A 15,056-nucleotide genomic window follows, 5' to 3' on the forward strand; every position below is an offset into this window, starting at 1 on the left:
TGTACGAAAAGCCTTGATACTTGTTCATGCTGCGTTGGAAACAGCCTCGGAATGCTCATGTACTCCAGTACACTCCGCTTCCTCGGCTGTTTTCGCCTTGCCTGACCTGCGTCTCAAGACTTTTCGTACAGAGCCTAGCCCCGGCACCATTGCGAAGGGTCGGTAGGCCGGCCCTGCTGGCGAATGGCGAAATACAAGCCGGCAGCATCCTGGCCGCCGCTGTCGCCAACGGTGGAAATGGCTTCGCCGGCCTTGACGATATCACCGGCGCTCTTGAGCAGGCTCTGGTTATGCCCATACAGGCTCAGGTAACCGTTGCCATGGTCGAGAATGACCAGAAGCCCGGCACCGCGCAACCAGTCGGCGAACACCACGCGCCCGCCGTGCACGGCACGTACCTGGGTGCCGGGGCTGGCGCTGATCATCACGCCGTCCCACTTGGCACGGGCATCGCTGCCGCGGGCATCACCGAAGCGTGCCAGCAATCGACCATTGACTGGCCAGGGAAGTTTTCCGCGTGCAGCAGAAAATGCGCCACCGTAGCTCGCGCCGTCGCTGGAAACCATCGGGCCCAGGGTGGTGCGGGCCTTTTTCGGCGGCTCTGCGGGTTCGCTGTCTTGCTCGCGGGCGGCGGCCGCGGCCAGGGCTTCTTGCTGGCGGCGTTTCTCCGCCTCCTGCTGGGCCAGCAAGGCTTTCTGGCGCGCCTCTTCGGCCTCGCGGGCCTGGCGGGCGAGGGTTTCCTCGATGGTCTTGAGCACTTTGGCCAGGTCAGCCTGGTCCTGCTCGCGCGCTTGCAGCTTCTGGTCGCGGTCCTTCATGTCGCTGTTGAGCTTGGCCAGTACCTGCTGGCGTTTGCCACGCTCGACTTCCAGGGCCTGGCGGCGGCTGTCGAGGTCGGCGCGCTGGGCCAGCAGCTGTTCCTGCTGGGTGGCAATGTCCTTCTCCACGTTGGCCAGCTGGCGCAAGGTCTCGTTGAAGGTGCGCAGTTGCTCCAGGCGCGCCTTGCTCAGGTAATCGTAGTAGGTGAGGGTGCGGGCGAACTTCTCGGGATTCTGCTGGTTGAGCAACAGCTTGAGGTATTCCTCGCGGCCGTTCTGGTAGGCCGAACGGGCCTGGATGGCGATCAGTCGCTGTTGTTCAACGCGGGCGCTCTGGAGTTTTTTTTTCTCGGTATCAAGGCGCTCCAGCTCGCCCTCGGTCTTTTTTAGTTCTTGCTGCAGAGCCTCCACCTGCTTTTCGAGGTTGCCGATATCGGTCTCGGTGGCTTTGAGGTCCTTCTGCACACCGGCCTTTTCTTCCTGGAGCTTGCTCAGCGTCTTCTTGAGCTCGGCAATATCCTGGCGGGTGGCATCCAGTTGCTGCTGGGTCTGCGCACGCTCATCGGCGAATGCCGGACCGAGCAGGCAAGACAGGGCTAGGAGGATCAGGGCGCGAAGCATGGGGTTTGGCGTACCAAGGATGGAGACTGGCCTAGTATGCCCGCGTGGGCGTGCAAAAAAAACGCCTCGCTGCGGGTGCAGGGAGGCGTTTGTCTGGAATTCATGTGGAAACAGGGCCGCAACGCGGCCCATGCACAGAATCAGGCGTCGACCAGGATCGAAGTGCCGGTCATTTCCGCCGGTTTTTCCAGCCCCAGCAGCTTCAGCATGGTCGGCGCCACGTCGGCCAGCACGCCGCCATCGCGCACTTTCAGGTTGCGCTTGCCCACATAGATGAACGGCACTGGCTCGGTGGTATGCGCGGTATGTGCCTGGCCGGTGCTTTCGTCTTCCATCTGCTCGACGTTGCCGTGGTCGGCGGTGATCAGCGCTTCGCCACCGACCTTGTCCAGCGCGTCGACGATGCGGCCGACGCAGCCATCCAGGGCCTCGACGGCCTTTACTGCCGCTTCGAACACGCCCGTGTGGCCGACCATGTCGCCGTTGGCATAGTTGACCACGATCACGTCGTAGCGTTGCTGCTCGATGGCCTCGACGATGCGGTCGGTCACCTCCGGCGCGCTCATTTCCGGCTGCAGGTCGTAGGTGGCGACCTTCGGCGACGGGATCAGGATGCGTTCTTCGCCTTCGAACGGCTCTTCGCGGCCACCGGAGAAGAAGAAGGTCACGTGCGCGTACTTCTCGGTTTCGGCAATGCGCAGCTGGGTCTTGCCGTTTTTCGCCAGGTACTCGCCCAGCACATTGTTCAGGCTGGCCGGCGCAAAGGCGGCAGGTGCCGGAATCTTCGCCGAGTACTGGGTCAGGCCGATGTAGGCTGCCAGCTTGGGCAGGCGGGCGCGCGGGAATTCGTTGAAATCGGCTTCGACGAACACACGCGACAGCTCGCGGGCACGGTCGGCACGGAAGTTCATGAACACCACGGCGTCGCCATCTTCGACCTTGACCGCATCGCCGATGCGCGTGGCTTTCACGAACTCGTCGCTCTCGTCACGGGCGTAGGCCGCTTCCAGGCCTGCCAGGGCGGTGTCGGCGGTGTACTCGGCAGCGCTGTCGACGATCAGGTTGTAGGCGGCGCTGACGCGGTCCCAACGGTTGTCGCGGTCCATGGCGTAGTAACGGCCAATGAGGCTGGCGATGCGCCCCTTGCCCAGCCTGGCGAAGGTGGCGTCAAGCAGTTCGATGGACGATTGCGCGCTGCGTGGTGGCGTGTCGCGGCCATCGAGGAAGGCGTGCAGGTAGATCTTTTCTGCGCCTCGTTGCGCGGCCAGTTCGGCCATTGCCACCAGGTGGTCCTGGTGGCTGTGCACACCGCCGTCGGACAGCAGGCCGAGGATGTGCACGGCCTTGCCGGCACTGACTGCCTTGTCCACCGCTGCGGTCAGCACCGGGTTTTCGAAGAACTCGCCGTCGCGGATGGCCTTGGTCACCCGGGTGAAGTCCTGGTACACGACGCGCCCGGCGCCGAGGTTCATGTGGCCGACTTCGGAGTTGCCCATCTGCCCGTCCGGCAGGCCGACATCCATGCCCGAGCCGGAAATGAGGCCATGCGGCTGGCTGGCGCGCAGGCGGTCATAGACCGGTGTGTTGGCGGCGTAGATGGCATTGTATTCGGGGCTTTCGCTGTGGCCGAAGCCATCCAGGATGATCAGGACCAGGGGTTTGGGCGTACTCATCAATCAAACTCACGGTTGTTCAAAGATGATAAAGACACGCATTTTAGGGCAAATACGCCACGGGCGGCGAATATTCGTCCCATGCGCCGACCGGCGTGCGCAGGGTTGGGATGTGGAGAAGGTTTTGCCGCCGGCCCGTCGGGCTTTGGTGGCACTAAGGGGCTGTGTATACTGGCCGGCATTTTCAATCGCCTGGAACACCGCTGATGGTTGCTCACCTGATTCAATTCGCGACAGATCACTACATCCTGGTTGCGATCTTCGTTGTTCTGCTGGTCCTGCTGCTGCTCAATGAAATCCGCCGTGGCGGCCAGAGCTTGAGCAATGGCCAGCTGACCGCTCTGGTCAACGCCGACAAGGGGCTGGTTCTTGACATCCGCCCGGCCAAGGAATACGCCGCAGGTCATATCGTCGGCGCGATCAACATTCCGCAGGACAAAGTGGTCAACCGTCTGAGCGAGCTGGAAAAGCACAAAGCGAAGACCCTGATCGTCGTCGACGCAATGGGCCAGCAGTCCGGTGCTATCTGCAGCGAGCTGCTCAAGGCTGGTTACAACGCCGCCAAGCTGAGCGGTGGTGTTTCCAGCTGGAAAGCCGATAACCTGCCCTTGGTGAAGTGATATGAAGCCCGTCATCGTTTATTCCAGCGACTACTGCCCCTACTGCATGCGCGCCAAGTACCTGCTCGAGAGCAAGGGCGTGGCCTTCGAGGAAATCAAGGTCGACGGCAAGCCGCAGGTTCGTGCCGAGATGAGCCAGAAGGCCGGCCGTACATCGGTGCCGCAGATCTGGATCGGCAGCACCCATGTCGGTGGATGCGATGACCTCTATGCCCTGGAGCGCGCCGGCAAGCTCGACGCGCTGCTGGCGGCCTGATTTGCACTGCATTCAAAAACATTAGGATAAGGACCCGCCATGACTGACCAACAGACCAACGGCGCTGCTGCAGAAGACAACAGCCCTCAGTTCTCCATGCAGCGCATCTATGTGCGCGATCTGTCGTTCGAGGCCCCGAAAAGCCCACAGATCTTCCGTCAGAGCTGGGAGCCGAGCGTAGCCCTGGACCTGAACACCAAGCAGAAGGCCCTGGAAGGTGACTTCCATGAGGTGGTGCTGACCCTGTCGGTTACCGTGAAAAACGGTGAAGAGGTCGCCTTCATCGCCGAAGTGCAGCAGGCCGGTATCTTCCTGATCAAGAACCTGGATGCCGCTTCGATGAGCCACACCCTGGGTGCGTTCTGCCCGAACATCCTGTTCCCGTACGCCCGTGAGACGCTGGACAGCCTGGTGACCCGTGGTTCGTTCCCGGCCCTGATGCTGTCGCCGGTCAACTTCGACGCCCTGTACGCGCAGGAAATGCAGCGCATGCAGGAAGCTGGCGAAGCGCCGACCATGCAGTAATCGCTGCCGGTATCAGGAAAGCGCCTTTCGGGGCGCTTTTTTGTTGCCTGTGCCGGCCCTTTTCGCGGGCGCGCCCGCTCCCACAGGTAGGGCGCCGCTTTCAAGTGCTGCGCTGTAGCTGTGGGAGCGGGCACGCCCGCGAAAAGGCCGGTACGGGCGCAAGATCAGCTCCCGGCAAACCCGTTCTGCCGCCACGCCTCATACACCGTCACCGCCACGGTATTGGACAGGTTCAGGCTACGACACCCTGGCCGCATCGGCAGGCGCAGGCGCTGTTCGCCCGGCAGGCTGCCCAGCACCTCGGCCGGCAAGCCACGGCTCTCCGGCCCGAACAGGAAGGCATCACCCGGCTGGTAGGCCACTTCGTGGAACGGTCGCGAGCCCTTGGTGGTGAAGGCGAACAGCCGTGGGTTGCCCAGGCTTTCCAGGCATCCGGCCAGGCTCTCGTGGCGCTTGAGCGTGGCATACTCGTGGTAATCCAGCCCCGCGCGACGCAGGCGCTTGTCATCCAGTTCGAAGCTGATGGGCTCGATCAGGTGCAGGTCGCAGCCGCTGTTGGCGCACAGGCGAATGATGTTGCCGGTATTCGGCGGAATTTCTGGTTGAAAAAGGATGACGTGAAACATGCACGGCTCCAAGCGTGAAGATGACGGGCATTCTACCCCTGAACCGGACGTGCGTTCGAAGGCGTTCCCGCGGGTCATGCTGTCGCTGGCGATTGTCGGGGTGATGGTGGGCCTGATGATCGGCCGCCTGACCGCGCCCGAGGAGCGCGAACTGCAGCAGGTGCAGGTGGTGCAGGATGGCCTGGAGCTATGGTTCAACGCCGAGCCCCGGCTGCACGGCGAGAACGTGGAAGGCACGGTGGCGCTGCTGTTCCAGGCCCAGGGCAAGCGCCAGCAGGGGCAATTGAGCCTGCAAGGCAAACCGGTGAGCTGGAAGGTGCAGAAGAGCAAGGAAGGCTTGTTGCTGACGGTGGTGGCAGCGCGCCCCCTGCACGGCGAATGGGCCGGTGCAGAGGACGCTGGGCGCTGGCGGGTGCAGGTGAAGCTGCACGAATAAAAGAGGGGATTTCCCGGCCTGCCTGTACCGAGGTCCCCAAAACGGGCGGTGTTGCGAATAAAAGAGGGGTTCACCCGGCCTGCCTGTACCAGGGCCCCCGAAACTGGGTATGTATGAGTTATTGCAGGGGGCGTGCCAAGTTTGAAAAGCCCGTGAATACTGGGCTTTCATGGGAATTTGGCCGTTTTTTGAGGGGATTTGTGCCTTCGCGAGGTGCATCGGGCACAGGATCGGTGCATCGGGGGCTGAAATGGCTGGGGCCGCAAAGCGGCCCCAGAGATAGGAGGGTTTTATCCACCGATCAGTGGTCATCTCCCTCCTCATCGTCCCCACCCGCCACATTCATCCCCAACTCCTTGATCTTGCGCGTCAGGGTGTTGCGCCCCCAACCCAGCAGCAGTGCCGCATCCCGGCGGCGCCCGGCGGTATGCTTGAGCGCCGTCTCGATCATGATCCGTTCGAAACTCGGCACTGCGCTGTCCAGCAGGTTGGACTGGCCACGGGTCAGCGCCTGGTCGGCCCACTGGCGCAGGGCCTGCTCCCAGTTGGTGACCGGTGCAGCGTCCTGCGGCAAGTTCAGCAGCTCGGGCGGCAGGTCGCCGATCAGTACTTCGCGGCTGGAGGCCATCACCGTGATCCAGCGGCAGGTGTTTTCCATCTGGCGCACGTTGCCTGGCCACGGCAGATTGCGGATGAACTCTTCGGTTTCCGGCTTGAGGATCTTCGGCTCGACCGCCAGTTCCTGCGCCGCTCGGGCAAGGAAGTGGCGGGCCAGGGCCGGGATGTCTTCGCGCCGGTCAGCCAGCCGCGGGATGTGGATGCGGATCACGTTCAGGCGGTGGAACAAGTCCTCACGGAACTTGCCGGCCTGCACCAGCGACTCCAGGTTCTGGTGGGTGGCGGCGATGATGCGCACGTCGACCTTGACCGGCACGTGGCCGCCCACGCGGTAGAACTCGCCATCGGCCAGGACCCGCAGCAGGCGGGTCTGGGTGTCGGCGGGCATGTCGCCGATTTCGTCGAGGAACAAGGTGCCACCGTCGGCCTGTTCAAAGCGGCCGCGGCGCAGGTTGGCCGCACCGGTGAATGCCCCTTTCTCATGGCCGAACAGTTCCGACTCCATCAGATCCTTGGGGATGGCGGCCATGTTCAGGGCGATGAACGGCGAAGCCGCCCGCGGGCTGTGGCGGTGCAGGGCATGCGCAACCAGTTCCTTGCCGGTACCGGATTCGCCGTTGATCAGCACGGTGATATTGGAATGGCTGAGGCGGCCAATGGCACGGAACACCTCCTGCATCGCCGGTGCTTCACCGATGATCTCCGGGGTACGTGCCAGGCTTTGCGGTACGTCCAGCCCTTGTTGCTCCTGGGCGTGCTGATTGGCGCGTTTCACCAGCGAGACCGCCTCGTCCACGTCGAATGGCTTGGGCAGGTATTCGAAGGCGCCGCCCTGGTACGACGCCACGGCGCTGTCCAGGTCGGAATGGGCGGTCATGATGATGACCGGCAGGCGCGGATGCTGTTCGCGGATCTGCGCCAGCAGGTCGAGGCCGCTGGTACCGGGCATGCGGATATCGGAAATGATCACGTCCGGCTGCTGGCGTGCCAGGCGGCCCATCACGCCGTCGGCGCTGTCGAAGCTCTGGGTGGTCATGCCTTCCTGTTGCAGGGCTTTTTCCAGGACCCAGCGGATGGAGCGATCATCGTCGACGATCCATACGGTTTCACTTCGGCTCATGAGGCGGTGGCTCCTTGTTCCAGAGGCAGGTAGATCGAAAAGGCGGTGTGGCCTGCATGGCTTTCACATTCGATCAGGCCCTGGTGCTGGCTGATGATGTTCTGGGTGATGGCCAGGCCCAGCCCGGTGCCATCCGGGCGGCCGCTGACCATGGGGTAGAAGAGGGTGTCCTGCAGTTCCGGGGGGATGCCGGGACCGTTGTCGATGATCTCCACTCGCGCCACCAGGCGATGGCGCACGTGGCCGATGGTGAACTGGCGCAGGGCTCGGCTGCGCAGGGTGATGCGCCCCAGGCGCAGCTCGTTCTGCGAGCTGATGGCCTGCATGGCGTTGCGCACGATGTTGAGCACGGCCTGGATCATCTGTTCGCGATCAATCAGCACGTCCGGCAGGCTGGGGTCGTAATCGCGCACCAAAGCGATGCAGCCCTGGCTTTCCGCTTCCACCAGGCTGCAGACCCGCTCCAGCACTTCGTGGATGTTGGTCATGGCCAGTGACGGCAACTTGTTCGAGCCGAGCATGCGGTCGACCAGGTTACGCAGGCGGTCGGCCTCCTCGATGATCACGTTGGTGTAGTCGCGCAGGCCTTCCTCGGGCAACTCGCGCGCCAGCAGCTGGGCGGCACCGCGAATGCCGCCGAGGGGGTTCTTGATCTCGTGGGCGAGGCCGCGCACCAGCATCTTAGTGGTTTCCTGCTTGCTCAGCTGGGCCTCTTCCTTGGTGATGCGCAGCAGCCGGTCACGCGGATGCACTTCCAGCAGCAGCAAGGTCTGGCCCTGGTGCAGGATGGGCGTTACCGCGTAGTCGACGGTGATGGTCTGCCCCGTCAGCGAGGTGAGCTGCGCTTCGCGCTTGGTGAACGGGTGCGCCTGCTCGACTGCCTGGCGCAGGGAGCTGAGAGCCTCGCTCGATTCGGTGAACAGCTCGCTGATGAACTGCCCGTGGCTGCGCTGCCCACTGACCGCCAGCAGCATTTCCGCAGCCGGGTTCATGTATTCCAGGCACAGCTCGGCGTTGAGCAGGAGCGTGGCGGTGGTCAGGTTGTCCAGAAGCAGACGGTGCTGTGCATCGCTGATGGTCATAAGGCGTCGTTGACCTCTTTTGGCGCTTGTCTGGCAGTGGGGCGGGCATGATTGGCCGCGCAGTGAATCCGCTGGTTCCAGTCTTCCTGCAGAAAATGCAAGAAACAAACCAAGGCTCCGAAAAGAAGCGGATTTAGCCAAGAAAGGCCAGGAATGGCGCAATTCTGCACCAGAATGTTCTGGTGTAACGTTTCTTGTGTTCTTTTTTGGGGTGCATTCAGGGGCGTTGGCCCACTAGATGCACCAATATAGAGCATAGAGGTTTCAGCGCTGATCGCACAGTTGGCCAGTGGCACGAACCATGGCCTGTTTCATCAATGGCGACAAGCCACGTTCGTTGATCGAGGACGCCAGCCGTTGGTTGCAAGCGGAACCGGTATCACTGGGCAGGCTGGCCAGATGCTGCAGTAGCCTGGCTTGCAGGGCATCCAGTTCGGGGCGTAGCTCCTGCTGGAGGTCCCGGCGAGATGTGTCAGGTGAACGGCCTTGACTGTGCCAGCGGTTAAGCAAGCTGTATTGCATCATTTTGTGTGCTTCGATCTGGTCGGCGAAGAAAGCTGCTGCCCGTTCGGCTGGCAATTGGTAGCGCCACGCGTTGTTGCGCACGTCGTTCAGGATCTGCAGCTCGCGCTTGTTGTCTTGCACGGGTTGAGCCTTATCCCATTTGTGCAGTGCTACGGATTCGGCGCTTGCCAGGCGATGCTCGATATCATCGAGCAGGATGTCCAGCGGCCCGTCAGCTGGCGGCCGTTGCCCTGGGCACTGGTCTTGCGGCGTGGAAAAGGCCAGCTCCTCGTTTGCGGCGTGAAAGACCATCACCGTGGCAGCCTGTCGTGTCGTTCTGCCGCGGTGCACCTCGCCGACCAGCTCAGCCAGGGTGTTGCCTGCCGTCAATGTCGTTCGCTTGCCGCCGCGGGTTTCCACTTCCAGCTCGCCTTCTTTCAGATAACCGAGGTTGAGCGCTTGGTGGCAGTGCCAGTCGAGGGTGGTATTCGGTGGAATGCTGACTTTCACCAGTGACAGCACGGGCTGTCCATCCGGGTAGTGGGTGTAGGGCTTGCCGTCCCAGCTGCCGGTAGCACGATGAAGCACTTGCGACTGTACCGCTCCGGGTTGGTTGCTGCAGCCGACGAGGAAGGCGGATAAGGTCAGTACTGCGGGTATGAATTTGCGCATGGTATGGCGTCCGTTGATGAGTGGACGTCTACCTTGAGAGTCGTTACTGCGGGGGAGCTGTCAGTGGCGTCCCTTCGCTTTGTAGGAAAAAGGGCATTAAAGCGAAGGAACGAAAACGGCCTCCCGAAGGAGGCCGTTGTGATCAGACTTTGTCGGATCAGCAGCTGTAGTACAGCTCGTATTCCAGCGGGTGGACAAAGGTGCGGACCTTGATCTCTTCTTCGCTCTTCAGCTCGATGAAGGCATCGATGAAGTCGTCGGAGAACACGCCGCCCTTGGTCAGGAACGCACGGCCTTTGTCCAGCTCTTCCAGGGCTTCCTTCAGGCTGCCGCAAACCTGCGGGATGTCCTTGGCCTCTTCAGGCGGCAGGTCGTACAGGTTCTTGTCGGCGGCATCGCCTGGGTGGATCTTGTTCTGGATACCGTCCAGGCCGGCCATCAGCAGGGCCGCGAAGGCCAGGTACGGGTTGGCCGATGGGTCCGGGAAGCGTGCTTCGATACGGCGGGCTTTCGGGCTGCCGACGTAAGGAATACGGATCGAGGCGGAACGGTTGCGAGCGGAGTAGGCCAGCATTACCGGGGCTTCGAAGCCTGGGACCAGACGCTTGTAGGAGTTGGTCGACGGGTTGGTGAAGCCGTTCAGGGCCTTGCCGTGCTTGATGATACCGCCGATGAAGTACAGGGCGGTGTCGGACAGGCCGGCATAGCCTTCACCAGCGAAGGTGTTCTTGCCGTCTTTCCAGATCGACATGTGCACGTGCATACCCGAGCCGTTGTCGCCGTACAGTGGCTTTGGCATGAAGGTGGCGGTGCGGCCGTAAGCGTCGGCAACGTTGTGCACCACGTATTTCAGGGCCTGTACTTCGTCAGCCTTCTTCACCAGGGTGTTGAACTTGACGCCGATTTCGTTCTGGCCGGCAGTCGCCACTTCGTGGTGGTGGACTTCGACGGTCTGGCCCATTTCTTCCAGTGCGTTGCACATGGCAGTACGGATTTCGTGGTCGTGGTCGAACGGTGGAACCGGGAAGTAGCCGCCTTTCACGCCCGGACGGTGGCCCTTGTTGCCACCTTCGATGTCAGCGCCGGTCATCCACGAGCCTTGCTCGGAGAAGATCTTGAACATCGAACCGGAGATGTCCGACTGGAACTTCACTTCGTCGAAGATGAAGAACTCTGGCTCGGGACCGGCGAATACGGTGTCACCGATACCGGTGCTCTTCAGGTACTCTTCGGCGCGCTTGGCGATGGCGCGCGGGTCACGGTCGTAGCCCTGCATGCTCGACGGGTCGACGATGTCGCAGGTCAGGATCAGGGTCGGTTCTTCGGTGAACGGGTCCAGTACGGCAGTTTCGTCGACCGGCATCAGGATCATGTCGGAGGCTTCGATGCCTTTCCAGCCGGCGATGGAGGAACCGTCGAACATCTTGCCGACTTCGAAGAAGTCGTCGTCCAGCGCATCACGCGCCGGCATGGTCACGTGGTGCTGAGTGCCTTTGGTGTCCGTGAAACGCAGATCAATCCACTTGACGTCATGATCTTTGATGAGTTGAACCGACTTCGACATGTTGTCCTCCGGATGGTCTAGGGCGCGGTGGGCCGCTGCCCTGGAAAAAGGGTGTTGCCGGGCGCGGATAGTCGGCCAAGCGTACCTGCCTCACAAGGGAGCAAATTGCATGCCAGTGCCCGAAAATGGCGAGTCCGGGATAAAAAGGGGCGGTTGTGGGCATCTGGCGGGCTTGCAACGAGCGAAAGTGCACTCTTAGGAGGCAGAAATTCAGTGTAGAGCACCAAATAAGTGCACGGCGTAACGCGTGTGCTTTGTTTGGAGGCCTCATCGCGGATTAATCCGCTCCTACCGGGTATGCGCTCGCGAAGAGGCCGGCGCAGGCGCCGCAAATCCTGCTTCGTGCATTTATCTGAAAGCTTCTGATCAAAAGTTGGTCAAATCCTGAGCAATTTCCGCTATAATTCGCGCCCCTCATTTTCGGCAGGCCCTGCGCGCGCTGTTAACCAATGAAACTTATCGTCAAAGTCTTCCCAGAAATCACCATCAAGAGCCGGCCGGTGCGCAAGCGCTTCATCCGCCAGCTCGGCAAGAACATCCGCAACGTGCTCAAGGACCTCGATCCTGAGCTCGTGGTCGATGGTGTCTGGGACAATCTCGAAGTGGTCACCCGCGTCGAAGACGAGAAAGTCCAGCGCGAGATGATCGAGCGCCTCACCTGCACCCCGGGTATCACCCATTTCCTGCAGGTCGAGGAGTACCCGCTGGGTGACTTCGACGACATCGTTGCCAAGTGCAAGCACCATTTCGGCCACCTGCTGGCCGGCAAGCACTTTGCTGTGCGCTGCAAGCGCGGCGGGCACCATGACTTCACTTCGATGGACGTCGACCGCTACGTCGGCAGCCAGCTGCGCCAGCAGTGCGGTGCGGCCGGCATCGAGCTGAAAAACCCGGAAGTGCTGGTGCGCATCGAAATCCGCGACCAGCGCCTGTACGTGATCCACAACCAGCACCAGGGCATCGGCGGCTACCCGCTGGGCGCCCTGGAGCAGACCCTGGTGCTGATGTCCGGTGGCTTCGACTCCACCGTGGCGGCCTACCAGATGATGCGCCGTGGCCTGATGACCCACTTCTGCTTCTTCAACCTCGGCGGCCGTGCGCACGAGCTGGGCGTGATGGAAGTGGCCCACTACCTGTGGAAAAAGTTCGGCAGCAGCCAGCGCGTGCTGTTCATCAGCGTGCCGTTCGAAGAAGTGGTCGGCGAGATCCTCAACAAGGTCGACAACAGCTACATGGGCGTGACCCTCAAGCGCATGATGCTGCGCGGTGCCGCGCACATGGCCGACCGCCTGGAGATCGACGCACTGGTCACCGGCGAGGCGATTTCCCAGGTGTCCAGCCAGACCCTGCCGAACCTGTCGATCATCGACTCGGCTACCGACAAGCTGGTGCTGCGCCCATTGCTGGCCAGCCACAAGCAGGACATCATCGACCAGGCCTATGCGATCGGCACCGCCGACTTCGCCAAGCACATGCCTGAATATTGCGGCGTGATTTCGGTCAACCCGACCACCCACGCCAAGCGCCACCGCATGGAGCATGAAGAAAAGCAGTTCGACATGGCCGTGCTGGAGCGCGCCCTGGAGCGCGCCAGGCTGATTTCCATCGACCACGTGATCGATGAGCTGGGCAAGGACATCGAAATCGAGGAAGTGAGCGAGGCGCTGCCTGGCCAGATCGTCATCGATATCCGTCACCCCGATGCCCAGGAAGACGAACCTCTGGTGCTGGACGGTATCGAAGTCCAGGCCATGCCGTTCTATGCGATCAACAGCAAGTTCAAGCACCTGGACGCCAACCGCCAGTACCTGCTGTATTGCGACAAAGGTGTGATGAGCCGTCTGCACGCACACCACCTGCTCAGTGAGGGACATGCCAATGTGCGTGTTTATCGTCCGGCATAAGACGCCAGGGCTGTATGGCGGCAGCATCCGCCATCGCCCTCCCGACCATCGGGCCCGCTGAGCCTCAAAGCGTACATATTCGCCGCCTACACTGGCGGCAACCGAATCCTCTGATCGAGATACAGTTGTGATCGAAAATCTGCGTAACATCGCCATCATCGCCCACGTTGACCATGGTAAAACCACCCTGGTCGACAAACTCCTGCGCCAGTCCGGCACCCTGGAGCGTAACGAGCTCAACGACGAGCGCGTGATGGACTCCAACGACCAGGAAAAAGAGCGCGGCATTACCATCCTGGCGAAAAACACTGCCATCCGCTGGAACGACTACCGCATCAACATCGTCGACACCCCCGGCCACGCCGACTTCGGTGGCGAGGTTGAGCGCGTGATGTCGATGGTCGACTCGGTGCTGCTGCTGGTCGACGCCCAGGATGGCCCGATGCCACAAACCCGCTTCGTGACCAAGAAGGCCTTCGAAGCCGGCCTGAAGCCGATCGTGGTCATCAACAAGGTCGACCGCCCGGGTGCGCGTCCTGACTGGGTTCTGGACCAGATCTTCGACCTGTTCGACAACCTCGGCGCCACCGACGACCAGCTGGACTTCCAGGTTGTCTACGCCTCGGCCCTGAACGGCATCGCCGGCCTGGACCACACCAACATGGCCGAAGACATGACCCCGCTGTACCAGGCCATCGTCGACCACGTACCGGCGCCGACCGTTGACGTCGACGGCCCGTTCCAGATGCAGATCTCGGCACTGGACTACAACAGCTTCCTCGGCGTGATCGGCGTTGGTCGTATCGCCCGCGGCCGCATCAAGCCGAACACCCCGGTCATCGCCATCGACACCGAAGGCAAGAAGCGCAACGGCCGTATCCTGAAGCTGATGGGCCACCACGGCCTGCACCGCGTCGACGTCGAAGAAGCCACTGCTGGCGACATCGTCTGCATCAGCGGTTTCGACGAGCTGTTCATTTCCGACACCCTGTGCGACATGAACCACGTCGAAGCCATGAAGCCGCTGACCGTTGACGAGCCGACCGTTTCGATGACCTTCCAGGTCAACGACTCGCCGTTCTGCGGCAAGGAAGGCAAGTTCGTCACCAGCCGTAACATCAAGGAACGTCTGGACAAGGAGCTGCTGTACAACGTTGCCCTGCGCGTTGAAGAAGGCGACTCGGCTGACAAGTTCAAGGTTTCCGGCCGCGGTGAGCTGCACCTGTCGGTACTGATCGAAACCATGCGTCGTGAAGGCTTCGAGATGGCCGTAGGCCGTCCTGAAGTGATCATCCGCGAGGTGAACGGCGTCAAGCAGGAACCGTACGAGAACGTCACCATCGACATCCCTGAGGAATCGCAGGGCAAGGTCATGGAAGAAATGGGCCTGCGTAAAGGCGACCTGACCAACATGGCGCCGGATGGCAAGGGCCGTGTACGTCTGGAGTACAACGTACCTGCTCGTGGCCTGATCGGTTTCCGTAACCAGTTCCTGACCCTGACCAACGGTGCCGGCATCCTGACCTCGATCTTCGATCGCTACGACACCATGAAGCCAGGCCATATGTCCGGCCGCCTGAACGGTGTACTGGTCTCGATCGAGACCGGCAAGGCGCTGACCTACTCGCTGGAAACCCTGCAGGCGCGCGGCAAGCTGTTCATCGAGCACGGCCAGGACATCTACAACGGTCAGATCATCGGCCTGAACAGCCGTGACAACGACCTGGGCGTGAACCCGACCAAAGGCAAGAAGCTCGACAACATGCGTGCTTCGGGCAAGGACGAAGTCATCGCCCTGGTGCCGCCGGTTCGCCACACTCTGGAGCAGGCCCTGGAATTCATCCAGGACGACGAGCTGTGCGAAGTCACGCCGAAGTCGATCCGCCTGCGCAAGAAGATCCTGGACGAAGGCGAGCGTACCCGCGCTGCCAAGAAAGCCAAGGCTTGATCGTCTAGCTTGAGCTGAAAGAAAACGCCCCCGGTCGCAAGGCCGGGGGCGTTTTTGTTTGCCTGCAGG

At 61.7% G+C, this 15,056-nt stretch carries 13 protein-coding genes; 6 read left to right on the forward strand and 7 right to left on the reverse strand.

The features are described from left to right. Nucleotides 1–134: 134 nt before the first annotated feature. Both ACLEJP_RS22885 and gpmI read right to left on the reverse strand, forming a co-directional pair. Nucleotides 135–1,439 carry a murein hydrolase activator EnvC family protein gene (locus tag ACLEJP_RS22885; protein ID WP_440810187.1) on the reverse strand — a complete coding sequence of 435 codons (1,305 nt, stop codon included), beginning with the start codon at nt 1,437–1,439 and terminating at the stop codon, nt 135–137. A 140-nt stretch (nt 1,440–1,579) separates the two neighbouring features. Further along, nucleotides 1,580–3,115 (reverse strand): 2,3-bisphosphoglycerate-independent phosphoglycerate mutase, encoded by a 1,536-nt coding sequence (gene gpmI / locus ACLEJP_RS22890; RefSeq protein ID WP_440810189.1) that lies wholly within the window; start codon nt 3,113–3,115, stop codon nt 1,580–1,582. Nucleotides 3,116–3,318: 203 nt separating this feature from the next. On the opposite strand from gpmI, the gene ACLEJP_RS22895 reads away from it, so the two are divergent. The 3 genes from ACLEJP_RS22895 to secB are packed head-to-tail and all read left to right on the forward strand — an operon-like array spanning nt 3,319 to nt 4,513. Beyond that, a complete protein-coding gene (locus tag ACLEJP_RS22895; RefSeq protein ID WP_225779572.1) occupies nt 3,319–3,732 on the forward strand; it encodes a rhodanese-like domain-containing protein in 414 nt (137 codons plus the stop codon). A 1-nt stretch (nt 3,733) separates the two neighbouring features. Next, nucleotides 3,734–3,988: a glutaredoxin 3 gene (grxC, locus tag ACLEJP_RS22900; RefSeq protein WP_003249204.1), complete on the forward strand. Its 255-nt coding sequence runs from the start codon at nt 3,734–3,736 to the stop codon at nt 3,986–3,988. A gap of 39 nt (nt 3,989–4,027) precedes the next feature. Further along, the gene (gene secB / locus ACLEJP_RS22905) at nt 4,028–4,513 is read left to right on the forward strand and encodes a protein-export chaperone SecB (protein WP_170033292.1); all 486 of its coding nucleotides are present in this window, start codon (nt 4,028–4,030) and stop codon (nt 4,511–4,513) included. A 164-nt stretch (nt 4,514–4,677) separates the two neighbouring features. On the opposite strand, the gene ACLEJP_RS22910 is transcribed toward secB, so the two are convergent. Next, nucleotides 4,678–5,139, reverse strand: a complete 462-nt coding sequence (locus tag ACLEJP_RS22910; RefSeq protein ID WP_440810192.1) for a tRNA (cytidine(34)-2'-O)-methyltransferase — start codon at nt 5,137–5,139, stop codon at nt 4,678–4,680. On the opposite strand from ACLEJP_RS22910, the gene ACLEJP_RS22915 reads away from it, so the two are divergent. After that, a complete protein-coding gene (locus ACLEJP_RS22915) occupies nt 5,138–5,575 on the forward strand; it encodes a hypothetical protein (protein ID WP_225779570.1) in 438 nt (145 codons plus the stop codon). The genes ACLEJP_RS22910 and ACLEJP_RS22915 overlap by 2 nt on opposite strands. 301 nt (nt 5,576–5,876) lie before the next feature. Here the strand turns inward: ACLEJP_RS22915 and ntrC are convergent, their stop codons facing one another. The 4 genes from ntrC to glnA all read right to left on the reverse strand — a co-directional run bounded on the left by ntrC (nt 5,877) and on the right by glnA (nt 11,135). Beyond that, the gene (gene ntrC / locus ACLEJP_RS22920) at nt 5,877–7,313 is read right to left on the reverse strand and encodes a nitrogen regulation protein NR(I) (RefSeq protein ID WP_225779569.1); all 1,437 of its coding nucleotides are present in this window, start codon (nt 7,311–7,313) and stop codon (nt 5,877–5,879) included. Beyond that, complete coding sequence (gene glnL, locus ACLEJP_RS22925) at nt 7,310–8,395, reverse strand: nitrogen regulation protein NR(II) (RefSeq protein ID WP_225779568.1); 1,086 nt, start codon at nt 8,393–8,395, stop codon at nt 7,310–7,312. The genes ntrC and glnL overlap by 4 nt, the downstream gene beginning before the upstream one ends. Nucleotides 8,396–8,659: 264 nt before the next feature. Further along, nucleotides 8,660–9,571, reverse strand: coding sequence for a gamma subclass chorismate mutase AroQ (aroQ, locus tag ACLEJP_RS22930; RefSeq protein WP_440810196.1), 912 nt, complete (start codon nt 9,569–9,571; stop codon nt 8,660–8,662). Nucleotides 9,572–9,728: 157 nt separating this feature from the next. Next, the gene (gene glnA / locus ACLEJP_RS22935) at nt 9,729–11,135 is read right to left on the reverse strand and encodes a type I glutamate--ammonia ligase (RefSeq protein WP_170033280.1); all 1,407 of its coding nucleotides are present in this window, start codon (nt 11,133–11,135) and stop codon (nt 9,729–9,731) included. Between the two features lie 449 nt (nt 11,136–11,584). On the opposite strand from glnA, the gene thiI reads away from it, so the two are divergent. Both thiI and typA read left to right on the forward strand, forming a co-directional pair. Next, on the forward strand, nt 11,585–13,039 hold the full coding sequence (gene thiI, locus ACLEJP_RS22940) for a tRNA uracil 4-sulfurtransferase ThiI (protein ID WP_440810199.1): 1,455 nt from the start codon (nt 11,585–11,587) through the stop codon (nt 13,037–13,039). Between the two features lie 127 nt (nt 13,040–13,166). Next, nucleotides 13,167–14,987, forward strand: coding sequence for a translational GTPase TypA (typA, locus tag ACLEJP_RS22945; protein WP_225779565.1), 1,821 nt, complete (start codon nt 13,167–13,169; stop codon nt 14,985–14,987). Nucleotides 14,988–15,056: the final 69 nt, after the last annotated feature.

It is taken from the genome of Pseudomonas sp. SMV7 (assembly GCF_052041995.1).
Classification (GTDB): domain Bacteria; phylum Pseudomonadota; class Gammaproteobacteria; order Pseudomonadales; family Pseudomonadaceae; genus Aquipseudomonas.